This window comes from Vibrio sp. 10N.222.54.E6 (genome assembly GCF_041473955.1).
GTDB lineage: Bacteria > Pseudomonadota > Gammaproteobacteria > Enterobacterales > Vibrionaceae > Vibrio > Vibrio tasmaniensis_A.
Map to the genome: position 1 here is coordinate 86,298 of NZ_JBFRTD010000033.1, position 13,739 is coordinate 100,036.

The window sequence follows — 13,739 nt, forward strand, 5'->3', positions numbered from 1 at the left end:
ATGTGGAAGAGAAAATCATGGCGTCAGTAAGCACCAATGAATTCAAAGGCGGTTTAAAATTCATGTTAGATAACGAGCCTTGCGCAATTATCGACAATGAATACGTTAAGCCAGGTAAAGGCCAAGCGTTTAACCGTGTAAAACTTCGTAAACTGCTGTCAGGCAAAGTGTTAGAGAAAACATTCAAGTCAGGCGAAAGCTTCGAGCTTGCAGATGTTGTTGACGTTGAACTAGGCTACCTATACAACGACGGCGAATTCTACCACTTCATGAACAACGAAACATTTGAGCAAATCGCAGCAGACGTAAAAGCAGTCGCTGATTCAGCAAAATGGTTAGTTGAAAATGACGTTTGTACTCTAACGTTGTGGAATGATAACCCTATCACTGTTACTCCGCCAAACTTTGTTGAGATCGAAGTAACTGAAACTGATCCTGGCCTTAAAGGCGATACACAGGGTACGGGTGGTAAACCTGCAACTCTAGCAACAGGCGCGGTAGTTCGTGTTCCTCTATTCATCGCTATCGGTGAAGTTGTTAAAGTTGATACTCGTACTGGCGAATACGTTGGTCGTGTGAAGTAATTTGATTGTGTCCATCTTGTTTAAGGTGGCTCAGTGAAATAGAAAAGGTCGCTTATGAGCGGCCTTTTTTGTATCTGGCGATCGGAGAAGAGCAGATTCGAGTAAACGAGATTCGACAAGTAACAAAAAAGCAGAACAAGATAATCCTGTTCTGCTTCTAGTATTTTCGTTCTTAAACTCTTCGAATCTCAGTTACCCGAATCTCGAATCTGCTCTTAACTGTTAAATCATAAAAATGAAGATAACAGATAGCGCGCTGATTAGGCCTGCAACGAAGTAGCAACCCACTTTACCAGCAACGCCGACGTGGAACTTAAGGTCGTGCATGCCGTGGTGAAGACGGTGCATTGCATGCCACATTGGCAGTGCTAGCGTACCGATGATGAATAGCGCACCGATAATGCTGGTGGCAAACTCAGAGACACGTTCGTAGCTCATTGCATCCGCATCGATAATGCCCATTGGCACCAAGATACCCAGCACTAGAATGGTGATTGGTGTAATCATCGCGAACCAAGTACCGCCAGCGCCGAATAGGCCCCACCAGATTGGTTCATCAGAGCGTTTCGGATTGTGGTTAACATTGTAATTTGTGTTCATAACGAAGCTCCTTACACCACCATCAGAACGATTAAAGAAATAAATGCCACCGCTGCCCACTGGGTCAGTACGATGATTCTTTTATCTACCAATTTGCCTTTAAGGCGGATTGGCATTACTTGAGGCATCATGCTGAAGAAGGTCTGAGCGTGCAGTAAGCTGCCTAGCAGTGCCACGATGTTGATACCAACAACGACAGGGTTAGCCATAAAGCTCAACCAACCTTCCCACGCTTCAGGCCCTTTCACTAGCGAACCCAAACCGAAGGTTAGGAACAGAGTGAATAGAATCAAAGGCAGTACAGTCGCTTCACGTAGCATGTAGAAGCGGTAGAACGGATGGTTGCTCCACCACGTTCTCTTCATCTCACGAACATAAGGCTTACGGTTGCTCATATTATGCCTCCTCTGCTGTTTTTACTTGCGATCCATCAGGCTTGAACATCGAGATAACGAAGTCCATTGAAGACTCAACTTTGCCTTGGTTTACAGCTGCTGCTGGATCTACTTTCTTCGGACAAACGTCAGAACAGTAACCTACAAACGTACAGCCCCAAGCACCGTTGTCGCCATTGATAAGCTTCATGCGCTCAGCTTTACCATTGTCACGGCTATCTAGGTTGTAGCGGTGAGCAAGAGCAAGTGCCGCAGGGCCAATGAACTCAGGGTTTAGACCAAATTGAGGACACGCTGCGTAACACAAACCACAGTTGATGCAGCCAGCGAACTGTTTGTACTTCGCCATTTGCTCTGGAGTTTGGATGTTAGTGCCGTCTTCTGGTTTACGGTCGTTACCAATGATGTAAGGTTTGATTGCTTCAAGGCGTTCGATGAACGGTGTCATGTCGACAATCAAATCTTTCTCGATTGGGAAGTTAGCTAAAGGCTCGATCTTGAAGCCGTTCGGGTAGTCACGTAAGAAGCTCTTACATGCCAGTTTTGGCACGCCATCAACCATGATGCCGCAAGAACCACAAATCGCCATACGACAAGACCAACGGTAAGACAGGTCTTTATCTAGGTTATCTTTGATGTAACCAATCGCATCAAGTACCGACATGGTTTCATCAAATGGAACTTCAAAGGTTTGAAAGTGAGGTTCTGCATCGTGCTCAGGGTCATAACGCAGGATTTCAATTTTTTGGATTCGATTCGCTGACATTATGCTTGCTCCTCTTCGCTCTTCTTCGCATTCTCTTCTGCCGCTTTTTCAGCAGCAGCGGCTTTCTCGGCTGCTTCACCGTATAGACGAGCTTTAGGTTGAGATTTAGTAATCTTAACGCCGCTGTAGTCGATAGTTGGTGCTGCATCTTCGTTGTAGAAAGATAGAGAATGTTTCAGGAAGTTCACGTCATCACGTTCTGTGCAGTTGTCGTCTAGACGTTGGTGTGCACCGCGAGACTCTTTACGAAGGATCGCTGAGTGAACCATCGCTTCGGCAACTTCAAGGCCGTAACCCACTTCGATAGCGTAAAGTAGGTCAGTGTTGAACACTTTGCCTTTGTCTTTAATGCTGATCTTCTTGTAGCGAGCTTTCAGTTCAGTGATTTTGTCGATGGTTTCTTGCATCAAGTCTTCTTGACGGTAGATACCACAACCCGCTTCCATGGTGTGACCCATTTCAGTACGGATATCAGCCCAGTTCTCATCGCCTTCTTGAGCCAAGATGCCAGCGATGCGATCTTCAACCGCTTTCACTTGCTTAGCAATAGACTCTTCGTTCCAGCCTTTGAATTCAGCTGCGCGTTTCACGGCTTGTTCACCGGCTACGCGGCCGAAAACTACGAATTCAGCAAGAGAGTTAGACCCTAGGCGGTTTGCGCCATGTAGGCCAACTGAAGCACACTCACCAACAGCGAATAGCCCTTTAATGCGAGTTTCACACGTACCGTTGGTTTCAATACCACCCATGGTGTAGTGAACGGTTGGACGAATTGGGATTGGCTCTTTTGCTGGGTCAACGTTTACGTACGCTTTTGCAAGCTCACAGATAAACGGAAGACGCTCTTGCAGGTACTCTTCACCAAGGTGGCGAAGGTCAAGGTGTACGACATCACCAAGCGGGTGCTTGATGGTGTTGCCTTTCTGCTGCTCGTGCCAGAATGCTTGAGAAACTTTGTCACGAGGACCCAGTTCCATGTATTTGTTTTTCGGCTCGCCCACTGGAGTTTCAGGGCCCATGCCGTAATCTTGCAGGTAACGATAGCCGTTCTTGTTGACGATGATACCGCCTTCACCACGACAACCTTCGGTCATCAAGATGCCAGTGCCCGGGAGGCCTGTTGGGTGGTATTGAACGAACTCCATGTCACGCAGTGGTACACCGTGGCGATAAGCCATTGCCATACCGTCGCCAGTTACGATGCCGCCGTTGGTATTACAGTGGTAAACACGACCTGCGCCACCGGTTGCTAGAACAACAGATTTTGCTTTGATGGTAACAAGCTCACCTTCAGACATGTGAATCGCGATTAGGCCTTGTACTTCGCCATCTTCAACGAGCAAATCCACCACAAAGTACTCATCAAATCGTTTGATTGTGTCGTACTTCATCGAAGTCTGGAACAGAGTATGAAGCATGTGGAAGCCGGTTTTATCCGCTGCGAACCACGTTCTTTCTACCTTCATACCGCCGAATCGGCGTACGTTTACTTCACCGTTTTCTTTACGACTCCATGGGCAGCCCCATTGTTCCATTTGGATCATTTCGCGAGTCGAGTTTTCAACAAAGTATTCAACAACATCCTGTTCACATAGCCAGTCGCCACCGCCAACAGTATCGTTGAAGTGGTTATCTAGGCTATCTTCGTCTTTAATTACCGCTGCTGAACCGCCTTCTGCTGCCACCGTGTGCGAACGCATTGGGTAAACTTTAGAAATCAGTGCAACTTCCAATTCAGGATTAGCTTCAGCTGCTGCAATTGCTGTACGAAGACCAGCGCCGCCTGCGCCGATGACTGCGATATCTGTGGTAATTGTCTTCACAGTTATTCTCCAGTGTGATGCGGAGTATTCCGCTTGTTATTATAAAAAGCTTATTGGTAGTACTTACTAATTGGCGTTACTTACTAATTAATAGTACGTAAACGGCATCAACCGTTTATTACCCCTAAGCCTTAAGTGGTAGGTTCAGTGTAAGAGAGGAAGGTATTCGAAAAGTTGATGCATTTGGGTTTTTAGGTCGGTAGTGCATATGGAGGCATAGAATTTATAGGTTATGTGACTGCAATCACGGCAATCAATTGTTGATAACGATTAGCCCACAGGGCTTGTGTTAACGGCTTGTTGAGTATGATTTTTGTTATCAATGTGGATGTAAAATCTGTATTGATAATTGTATTGTAGAACGTAATTTTCTGGCTTCATTAAAACAACATTTCGCTTTCAAGAATAGAAAGATAGAAGCTTACAAAAGCGATGAAAGGTGGTAATTTTCGTCGTCTAGAATTCAGTAATATGGAACTCAATAATGCACTCTACATGGCAACCGGCCGCAACCATTAAGCAGTTAAAGCAACGTGCTGATATCCTTAATCAAATTCGTCAGTTCTTTGTTGAGCGAAACGTGATGGAAGTGGATACGCCTGCGATGAGCCACGCCACGGTGACGGATGTGCATTTACATACCTTCAAAACTGAATTCGTAGGGCCTGGTTATGCGCACGGCCAGCCACTATTCTTTATGACTAGCCCAGAGTTTCATATGAAACGCTTGTTGGCTGCCGGAAGCGGTTGTATTTACCAAATTTGTAAATCTTTTCGCAATGAAGAAAATGGCCGTTATCACAACCCTGAGTTCACTATGTTGGAGTGGTATCGCGTTGGTTTTGATCATCATGATCTGATGGATGAGATGGATCTGCTGTTACAGCAGGTACTTAAATCAGGCATAGCAGAGCGAATGACTTACCAACAAGCCTTTATTGATGTGTTAGGTGTTTGTCCGCTGGAAGATTCGATGGATACGCTAAAGCAAGCAGCTGCGAAACTAGGGCTCAGCGACATAGCTGACCCCGAGCAAGATCGCGATACGTTATTGCAGCTTCTTTTCAGTATTGGGGTCGAGGCGAAAATAGGCCAGCAGGTGCCTGCGTTTGTGTATGACTTCCCAGCATCGCAAGCAGCGTTAGCTAAGATCAATCCAAACGATTCACGAGTCGCCGATCGCTTTGAGGTGTATTTCAAAGGAATTGAGTTAGCAAACGGCTTCCACGAGTTAGATAAACCGCAAGAACAACTTAAGCGCTTTGAAGATGATAATGCCAAACGTATTGAGATGGGCTTATCACCTCAACCGATTGATCATCACTTGATTGAGGCATTAAAAGCAGGCTTACCAGACTGTGCGGGTGTTGCTTTGGGTATCGACCGTCTGATCATGCTGGCGTTAGGTTATGACCATATCGATGATGTGACGGCTTTTCCTTTCCCACGTTCTTAGCTCTCTATTCAGCTAGTCTTACTGACGGTTTGGCTAGCTGACCAGAATCCCAGTACCCACTACGGCAACAATGGCACCGATCCAAGCGTAGGCATTTGGTCTCTGCTTGGTGTAAAGCCAAAGTATCGGTAACAACATGATGGGTGTAGTTGAAGATAACAGAGCGACCATACCGACATTACCTTCCTGCAACGCATACAAAATCAACGTCATTCCTACTGCCATCGCTAGAAAACCATTAACCGCGGTAATCGCGAATATCTGCTTATTCATTGGGTTAAGTGCGCGTGAAAGTTTGGCGCCTGTTAAACGAAATGCGGAGTGAGCAACAAAAGCGGTGATCATTCGAATGGCAGAAGCGGCAACAGGGTCGATACTGGTTTGCATCACGGGTTTGGCAATGATGCCGCCCAATGCTTGGCAGATCGCTGCGGTGATTCCCAGTGCGACACCAATCCACACGGTGCCCTTGATGGTTTCAAGCTGGTTGTTGGCTTGTCCTCGACGACCAAAGAATATCGCAGTTAATACACCACTAAACACCAAAGCCGAGCCAATCAGCTCAATAGAGGTCATACTTTCACTAAACAGGAAGTAACCAAGAATCGCCGAGAACACGGCGTGGCAAGAGAACAGTAAACCCGCTTGGCGCGGTCCCATTCGGTTCAAACAGGCAAATAGGGCGGTATCACCAATGAATATACCAATCAGGCCAGATAGCATCATCGGCGTGATTAGATTGGCTTCGACAGTTGACCAACCTCCGGTAAACCAAGCCATGCTTGATAAGATGATCGCGGTACAACCCATTCTCCAACGGCTATAGGCGAAAGAACCTAAGTGTTGGGCAGGCTTTACTGACATTAGGCTCGCAATAGCCCAAAGAAAAGCGGCAGCTAGAGCTAACCATTCAAATCCCATCTGAATAACATCCTTGTGTCTGGGATAAATTAGCTCATCAATATGCATCAAACCGAACTGAGAACAAAGTGATTCTTATGAAAGAACTACTTTGTTTCAGTTATTAGTTTATGTCAGCTGTCGCTCGGTGGTGTGGTTCACTTACTTTGCTTGAGTCGCACTATACCTTAAAGCGCTCCACGTCCTGGCGCATCGACTCGGCAGCGCTACTCATTTCATTTGAGCTATTGCGACTGCTTTCAGCTTGCTGTGCAAGGTCATCAGAGGCATCCTTGATTCCTTGCGTATTACGGCTGATGTCTTCGCTGACCGCGCGTTGCTCTTCCGCAGCACTCGCTATTTGCAGCGCCATATCGTTGATTTCAGTGATTGCCTGAGTGATTTTAGTCAGGCTGCCATGAGCTTGTTCTGCGAAGCCAACACTGTTCTCTGCTAACTGAGTGCTGGTGGTCATGCTTTCAACGGCATGTTCGGTATTTTTCTGCAGTGTATCAATCATCACGCGGATCTCTTCCGTCGAGCCATGCGTTCTTTGGCTGAGCACTCGCACTTCATCGGCGACAACTGCAAACCCACGACCTTGTTCACCCGCACGAGCGGCTTCAATCGCGGCATTCAATGCCAACAGGTTGGTCTGTTCGGCAATGCCTTGAATGGTGGATAGGATCTGGTTGATGCTTTGAGCATTACTCTCTAATTCACGAATAACATTGGCTGCATCTTCAACCTGAGTCGCAAGGCCTGTAATCGCATCGCGGTTTTGTTGGATAACCTCTTGGCCTTCGTTACAAGCGGTAGCGGATGCTTGAGATGCGGAGGCGGTTAATTCGGCATGGCTGGCCACTTCAGCTGCGGTGGCGGACATTTCATGAATCGCAGTCGCAATTTGGTTGATGTCGTTTTGTTGGTTCTCGACTCGAATCGAAGATTGCGTAGCCAGTTGATTGGCTTTTTCCGCATGGTTGTTTAAGTCGTGACTGTGCTCTATTACGCCCTTAAGCATGCTTTGCATCTGGCTCAAGAACTGGTTTACGAGCTCGGCAAGTTTGCCAATTTCATCCATGCGCTTGATATCAATACGCTGAGTCAGGTCGCCTCTGCCTTGAGCAAGCTGAGTCAGTGCTTCAGACAATGTTTGCAGTGGGTGCAGCAAGCGGTTAATCACCATTGTGCTCGCAATCGAAATGACGATGTATAAAATCAAAGAGGTAAGCGTGATAAATTGAATGGCATCGGATACCGCAGAAAATGCCATTTCTTTATCGATCACAATACCCAATGACCAATCGGTATTCGGAACGTTAGCGATGTAGACCATTTTATCGCCTTGACCAGGCCAAGTTAACGTCGTGATCATTTGGTTTTGGAGCAGTTGTGATACTTTGTCGACCGTTAGCTCAGGGTTCAAATTCGTCAGTGGTTTCTGACTCAACTCTTCATCACTGTAGGCGACGATGTTGTTATTACCGTCGACTAAAAAAGCAAAACCGTCATTATCGAGTTTTACATTGAGTACGGTATCAATAATGCTGGTTACGGTTAAGTCTGCCGCGATAACACCCTGTCTTTCACCATTAAATGCTTTAGCGAAACTGATGACAATGCTGCCGTCAAAATCTTGATAAGGTTCGGTAATGATGAGTTCAGATGTCGCGTTTGCATCTTTATACCAAGGGCGGGATCGTGGGTCGTAGTCTGCTGGCCAATCCTCAGCCTTGTCGCCATAAGCTATACTGCCATCACTGAATCCTGCATAAACAGACAAGAATTGCCCGGCTTGCTTGGTGATCAATAACTCGCGATCAGAGTTGCTATTGCTTGAAATGGTCGATTCATTGGCAAGCATCATATCACTGCGGATTGATAACCAATCGGCAATGTAGTTCGTCGTACCAACACTCACGTTTTTCACCTGTTGGTTGATCGCGACTTCAGTTTCTTGAGTAAGCTGATTAACAGATATCCAAGCTTGAGCGCCACTTACGACGGCAATAATAACCGCGATAGCGATCTGAATTTTGAACTTAATAGTATGTCTCAAGGTTTATCCCTCCTTCTTGGATAAAAGGCTAATGACAGCGACGCGTTGGATTGCGAACGGATGTGTCTCTGCTAGGTGTCTAGTGTCGTTATATTTAAAGTTCGAAACGTGTTGAAAATCATAATTTAAATATATATATGATTATTTTTAATAAACAGTGAAGTGGAATCACAATTGGTTGCTGCTAAGGTGTTAATTGTTATCAGGATTTATCTTATTGGTTAAAATCTGGTGGCCCGCCAGCTAGCGAGGTCACGATTACTAGCTGGACGGAAGGGAGGCATTGACGTGCTAAGTGATAATAAACAGCGCGAGGTAGACCATCAGTAAGCCGACAATCCCTAAGATGATACCCATCTTCGCCATATCTTTGCTTTCGATAAGCCCAGTTGAGTAAGCCAGCGAGTTTGGTGGCGTCGATACTGGAAGAATCATCCCGAGCGATGCCGAGAAGGCGACCACAACCAGCAAGCCTTGTAAGCCTCCAATTGCTACTAGGCTTTCCATAGAAGCGCCAATCGCAGCTGCTATCGGCATCAGCAAGTTTGCGGTAGCTGTGTTCGACATGAAATTAGCCATTAGCCAACACACGATAGACAGCGTTAGTACCACTGCAGTCGGCGAGAGCGATTCATAATCAATCGCGTGTGCGAGTGCAGCGGCTAAGCCTGTTTTATCCAAGCCAATCCCAATCGCTATACCACCCGCAACCAGCCACAACACATCCCAGTTAATCAGCTTGAGTTCTTCTTTGCCCATGATGCCAGTGAGAGTAAAAACAGCCAGTGGAATGATAGAGACCACATAAGTGTTCATGCCATGCAGTTTGGTGGTCATCCACAATAAGATTGTCGCAGCGAAGGTGATGTAAACCACGATCGCTCGCCAGCTCTTTTTAAATTGTCCATCAAGCTTGAGGACCATATTTCTTTCTTTAGAAGGGAAGAGTTTTTGTAGGAGAAACCAAGCGATGGTGAGTTGGATGATCACAAAGGGTAAGCCCATCATCATCCAGCTGAGGAAGTCGATGGTGTTTTCACCGGTTAGGTATTGTAGTGCGATGGCATTGGGCGGTGTACCGATGGGTGTCGCTATACCACCGGTGTTGGCAGCAATTGGAATACACAATACGAGCGCCTTAATCCCCATATCGCCTTTGGGTGCCGAAGCCACAATAGGGCCGAGCAGGGCCAGCATCATAACCGTGGTTGCGGTATTTGACATGAACATTGAGAACACGGCGGTGATCAGCATTAAACCTAGCATGATAAAGCGCGGTTCTGTACCGAATGGTTTGAGCAGCACTCGAGCTAGGTTGTTATCGAGTTCATACTTGGATGCGGATATCGCAAGAGCAAAACCACCCATGAAAAGGATGATGATCGGTGACGAAAATGCACCGAAGATGTCGGTATATTTGATTAACTCACCGAGATCGTGCCCCGTTGGTGGATTTCTAAATAGGTGTAAACCTTTGTCAGATATCATCACCAGTTCAAGCGCAATGATCAAAATTGAAGTGGCGAATACCGGAACAGGTTCAAGCACCCACAGTAGAGCGGCCAACAAGAATATTGCCAACAAGCGATGTTGAATCAGCGTGAGATCATCGATTGGTATTGAATCTATCGGCATGAATAACACGCCTAAGGGAATCGCAAAACAAATCAACAGCTTGACCAGAACGCCAACATTGAGTTTAGGCATGTACAAAGACCCTATAAATAAAATATCTTCAAATAGAGTAAGTTATCTGGATTTTTGGTACTTGGAGACGGGTTGTAAAATCGAAAAGTTGTTTAAGGTTTCGACAGTTGTTTTGCTTTTGGTCAATATTTTATCTGGGCAATTAGAGGCAAGAGTGAGAAGCCGCAGGTGGCTGGGCAGGGGGTGAGGATTGAGGTTTGAAAGCTTGGGTTGTTAGAGCTTGAGTAGGAAACGAATTGGTAGAGTTAAGAAAAAGGCGCGTTCTTCTCTGATATAGAAAAAGTAACGCGCCTTTAAAACTAAATGAGTTAACTCAGATCGTTAAGCTTGGTCAGTGTTCTCTGCTGAATCAACAGCTTCAGTCTCAACGTCTTTACCCGCAATGTGCGCGAAAGGAGTGCCTAGAACGGTTTTCTCACCATTCTGCATAGTGTCGTCAAACTTGATTGCATCTTTAGCAAACAGGTTGATAACCGTTGAACCAAGCTTGAAGCGACCCATCTCTTCGCCTTTCTTCAAGATAATAGATTTATCACCTTGTGCTGGGTAATCCCACTTGTAAACCGAGTTACCGCGAGGTGGCGTGATGGTGCCAGCCCATACTTGCTCGATGCTACCTACGATAGTTGCACCAACCAGCACTTGTGCCATTGGGCCAAACTCAGTATCAAAGATACAAACCACACGCTCGTTACGTGCGAATAGGTTTGGAACGTTCTCTGCCGTTAGCGGGTTAACTGAGAACAGGTCTCCGGGAACGTAGATCATCTGACGCAGTGTGCCGTCGCATGGCATGTGCACACGGTGATAATCACTTGGCGACAAGTAAAGCGTTGCGAATTCACCGTCTTTAAACTCATCGGCTAGGTCTGCATCACCACCAAGCAACTCACGTGCTGAGTAGTTATGGTTTTTAGCTTGAATCAGTTGACCATCAGTAATTGGGCCAAACTGACTTACACGTGCATCAGCAGGGTGAACAATAACAGAGTCACCTTCTGCGATAGGGCGCATGCCTTCTTTCAATTCACGTACGAAGAATTCATTGAATGTCTTAAAGTGTTTTGGATCGCTATGCAGAGCTTCATCCATGTTCACTTTGTATTGCTTGATGAACCAGTTAATGATCGCTGTCGTTAAACCACCCGCTTTAGCAGACGCCAGTTTACCAACTAAACGAGTCAGGCCATGTTGTGGGATCCAGTACTGCAATCCAACTTTAATCTTATCCATTGTATTAATTTTCCAATGCTAATTGTTTTTCAATTAAATCTGTCGATGACGGTTTAGGGCGCGAGATGTTACTTAAGTTCGCGCCAATTGTCAGTAAATGCACACATTTGTTCACAAAAACGCGATTAGAGATCGGCTTTCTTGCTTCGTGAGTACTGACGGTTATCTTTGTTGTCAGCCATTGTTTCAATAATGCGATGGTAGCTAGCAAAACGTAAGCGGCTAATTTTTCCGTCTTCAACGGCTTCACGTAGAAGACATCCTGGGTCGTCATTGTGTTTACAGTCGCGGAACTTACAGCCACCTAGGTATGGCTTGAATTCAATGAAAGCATCTGTGACTTCATCGGGTTCTAAATGCCATAAGCCGAATTCACGTACCCCTGGGGAATCGATAAGATCACCACCAGAAGGGAAGTGATACAAACGCGCTGCTGTGGTGGTGTGTTGACCCAGTCCTGAGTTTTCAGAAACTGCGCCTTCTTCAATGTCCAATGTTGGCATCAGTGCATTCACTACGCTGGATTTACCTACACCAGATTGACCAACGAAAATGTTGATACGATCTTTCAGTTCAGCTTCCAACTCTTTGATGCCGTAACCCGACTCTTTACTCACGAACATGACTTTATAGCCGATTTTCTCGTATATCTTCAGTGTTTCGCGGTATTCGCTAATTTGTTGTTCTGTCAGCAAGTCAACTTTATTGAGTACAACTAAAGGGGCGATATTCACCGTTTCAGAGGCGATCAAGTAGCGGTCGATGATATTAAGTGATAGCTCTGGTAGTACAGCTGAAACGATAACCATTTGGTCTACGTTTGCGGCAACCGGTTTGAGGCCGTCATAGTAGTCAGGGCGAGTTAGCATTGACGTTCTTGGCTCAACGGCTTCGACAACACCTGAGATGCCAGCCATGGATTCTAAGCCTGCACGCCAAGTTACTCGGTCACCAGAAACTAAAGTCTCAATACTACGGCGTAAGTTACAACGGTGAACTTCGTTGGTTTCAAGATCTTCGATATCGGCATGTTGACCAAAGCGCGTAATCACGAGTCCGCTTTTTGTTCCGCCAAGCATGTTCTCGTCCCATTGGATAGAATCTTCTTTCTTGAGTCGCTTGTTCTGGTTGCTACGTACGCGACGTACCTGACCTTTGGTTAACTTCTTTTTTTTAGCCACAATTTTTCACTTAACACATCTAACTTGATGATTGGGAACTCAAACAGGATGTTGCTACTGCCATATGATTTCGATGGCTCTAAAGCTAGTTTGAGTATAGTTATTTGGGTATAGTACCTCTTTTATACATAAACAAATAGGCGACGCCTTATGTCCTTTAGCGATCAGAACCTTATTTGGGTTGATCTCGAGATGACAGGACTTGATCCTGAAACTCATAAAATCATTGAAATTGCTACTATCGTTACTGATAGTGAGCTTAATATCCTGGCTGAAGGACCTGTTTTGGCTATTCACCAACCTCAGAGTGAATTGGACAAGATGGACGAGTGGTGCACAACGACTCACACCGGTAGTGGCCTAGTGAAACGAATTCAAGACAGTACAGTTTCAGAGCAAGATGCCATTCAACAAACGATTGAGTTTCTGGAAAAATGGGTACCAAAAGGTAAGTCACCAATTTGTGGCAACAGCATTGGTCAAGATCGCCGATTCTTATACAAGCATATGCCAGAGCTGGAAGAGTACTTCCACTACCGTTATGTTGATGTTAGCACCCTAAAAGAGCTGACTCGCCGTTGGAAGCCTGAAGTGTTAGATGGTTTTTCTAAGTCGGGAAGCCACCTTGCATTAGACGATATTCGAGAGTCTATTGCTGAGCTGCAGTACTATCGAAAAACGATTATTAACATCTAATCAGATCAAATGTTCACGTTTATCTAACTTTTCAGGGACATAAGAGCTATTTTTTTTGCAAATATGTGTGCTTTTACAGCAGTTGAGTAAAAACTTGCTGATTTTTGCATTAAGGACTTGCATCACAAAAAAATGCTCTTATAATTCGCAGCCCTGAACGGCGAAAGACGTTTTCAGTTTGCGATACTAGCTCAGTTGGTAGAGCGCAACCTTGCCAAGGTTGAGGTCATCGGTTCGAACCCGATGTATCGCTCCAGATTTATACTTTTAGGAAGTGAATTCCTAGAAGGTCTCTTTAGAGAGAAAGATTCATTGACTTAAACAATGCATTCGGAC

General features: G+C 45.6%; 12 protein-coding genes and 1 tRNA gene. 4 read left to right on the forward strand and 9 right to left on the reverse strand.

The genetic code is table 11. The annotated features are described in order from the left end of the window. Positions 1–17: 17 nt before the first annotated feature. On the forward strand, positions 18–584 hold the full coding sequence (gene efp / locus AB4513_RS18770) for an elongation factor P (RefSeq protein ID WP_009847919.1): 567 nt from the start codon (positions 18–20) through the stop codon (positions 582–584). 222 nt (positions 585–806) lie between these two features. Here the strand turns inward: efp and frdD are convergent, their stop codons facing one another. Genes frdD through frdA form a run of 4 tightly spaced genes read right to left on the reverse strand, consistent with a single transcriptional unit; the run spans position 807 to position 4,168 of the window. After that, on the reverse strand, positions 807–1,184 hold the full coding sequence (gene frdD / locus AB4513_RS18775; protein ID WP_009847918.1) for a fumarate reductase subunit FrdD: 378 nt from the start codon (positions 1,182–1,184) through the stop codon (positions 807–809). Positions 1,185–1,195: 11 nt separating this feature from the next. Beyond that, on the reverse strand, positions 1,196–1,579 hold the full coding sequence (gene frdC, locus AB4513_RS18780; RefSeq protein ID WP_004733341.1) for a fumarate reductase subunit FrdC: 384 nt from the start codon (positions 1,577–1,579) through the stop codon (positions 1,196–1,198). A gap of 1 nt (position 1,580) precedes the next feature. Beyond that, on the reverse strand, positions 1,581–2,345 hold the full coding sequence (locus AB4513_RS18785; protein WP_009847917.1) for a succinate dehydrogenase/fumarate reductase iron-sulfur subunit: 765 nt from the start codon (positions 2,343–2,345) through the stop codon (positions 1,581–1,583). Continuing rightward, entirely contained in the window at positions 2,345–4,168 is a 1,824-nt protein-coding gene (gene frdA / locus AB4513_RS18790; RefSeq protein WP_009847916.1) for a fumarate reductase (quinol) flavoprotein subunit, read from the reverse strand. The genes AB4513_RS18785 and frdA overlap by 1 nt, the downstream gene beginning before the upstream one ends. A gap of 484 nt (positions 4,169–4,652) precedes the next feature. On the opposite strand from frdA, the gene epmA reads away from it, so the two are divergent. Beyond that, a complete protein-coding gene (gene epmA, locus AB4513_RS18795) occupies positions 4,653–5,624 on the forward strand; it encodes an elongation factor P--(R)-beta-lysine ligase (protein ID WP_009847915.1) in 972 nt (323 codons plus the stop codon). 33 nt (positions 5,625–5,657) lie between these two features. On the opposite strand, the gene AB4513_RS18800 is transcribed toward epmA, so the two are convergent. From AB4513_RS18800 to rsgA, 5 genes are all read right to left on the reverse strand, one after another. Further along, positions 5,658–6,545 (reverse strand): DMT family transporter, encoded by an 888-nt coding sequence (locus AB4513_RS18800; RefSeq protein WP_009847914.1) that lies wholly within the window; start codon positions 6,543–6,545, stop codon positions 5,658–5,660. Between the two features lie 160 nt (positions 6,546–6,705). Further along, complete coding sequence (locus AB4513_RS18805; protein ID WP_009847913.1) at positions 6,706–8,586, reverse strand: methyl-accepting chemotaxis protein; 1,881 nt, start codon at positions 8,584–8,586, stop codon at positions 6,706–6,708. Positions 8,587–8,877: 291 nt separating this feature from the next. After that, on the reverse strand, positions 8,878–10,293 hold the full coding sequence (locus AB4513_RS18810) for a DASS family sodium-coupled anion symporter (RefSeq protein WP_009847912.1): 1,416 nt from the start codon (positions 10,291–10,293) through the stop codon (positions 8,878–8,880). 321 nt (positions 10,294–10,614) lie between these two features. Next, complete coding sequence (asd, locus tag AB4513_RS18815) at positions 10,615–11,526, reverse strand: archaetidylserine decarboxylase (RefSeq protein ID WP_009847911.1); 912 nt, start codon at positions 11,524–11,526, stop codon at positions 10,615–10,617. A gap of 125 nt (positions 11,527–11,651) precedes the next feature. Beyond that, a complete protein-coding gene (gene rsgA, locus AB4513_RS18820; RefSeq protein ID WP_012603102.1) occupies positions 11,652–12,707 on the reverse strand; it encodes a small ribosomal subunit biogenesis GTPase RsgA in 1,056 nt (351 codons plus the stop codon). Between the two features lie 150 nt (positions 12,708–12,857). On the opposite strand from rsgA, the gene orn reads away from it, so the two are divergent. Then, entirely contained in the window at positions 12,858–13,403 is a 546-nt protein-coding gene (gene orn, locus AB4513_RS18825) for an oligoribonuclease (RefSeq protein WP_012603103.1), read from the forward strand. A 180-nt stretch (positions 13,404–13,583) separates the two neighbouring features. After that, a tRNA-Gly gene (locus tag AB4513_RS18830) sits at positions 13,584–13,659 on the forward strand. Positions 13,660–13,739 lie beyond the last annotated feature (80 nt).

What these genes read in the sequence shown, in the direction of transcription:
- orn (WP_012603103.1), top strand. Translation starts at nt 12,858, where the DNA reads ATGTCCTTTAGCGATCAGAACCTTATTTGGGTTGATCTCGAGATGACA.
- AB4513_RS18800 (WP_009847914.1), bottom strand. Translation starts at nt 6,545, where the DNA reads ATGGGATTTGAATGGTTAGCTCTAGCTGCCGCTTTTCTTTGGGCTATT.
- asd (WP_009847911.1), bottom strand. Translation starts at nt 11,526, where the DNA reads ATGGATAAGATTAAAGTTGGATTGCAGTACTGGATCCCACAACATGGC.
- AB4513_RS18785 (WP_009847917.1), bottom strand. Translation starts at nt 2,345, where the DNA reads ATGTCAGCGAATCGAATCCAAAAAATTGAAATCCTGCGTTATGACCCT.
- efp (WP_009847919.1), top strand. Translation starts at nt 18, where the DNA reads ATGGCGTCAGTAAGCACCAATGAATTCAAAGGCGGTTTAAAATTCATG.
- frdC (WP_004733341.1), bottom strand. Translation starts at nt 1,579, where the DNA reads ATGAGCAACCGTAAGCCTTATGTTCGTGAGATGAAGAGAACGTGGTGG.
- epmA (WP_009847915.1), top strand. Translation starts at nt 4,653, where the DNA reads ATGCACTCTACATGGCAACCGGCCGCAACCATTAAGCAGTTAAAGCAA.
- frdD (WP_009847918.1), bottom strand. Translation starts at nt 1,184, where the DNA reads ATGAACACAAATTACAATGTTAACCACAATCCGAAACGCTCTGATGAA.
- AB4513_RS18810 (WP_009847912.1), bottom strand. Translation starts at nt 10,293, where the DNA reads ATGCCTAAACTCAATGTTGGCGTTCTGGTCAAGCTGTTGATTTGTTTT.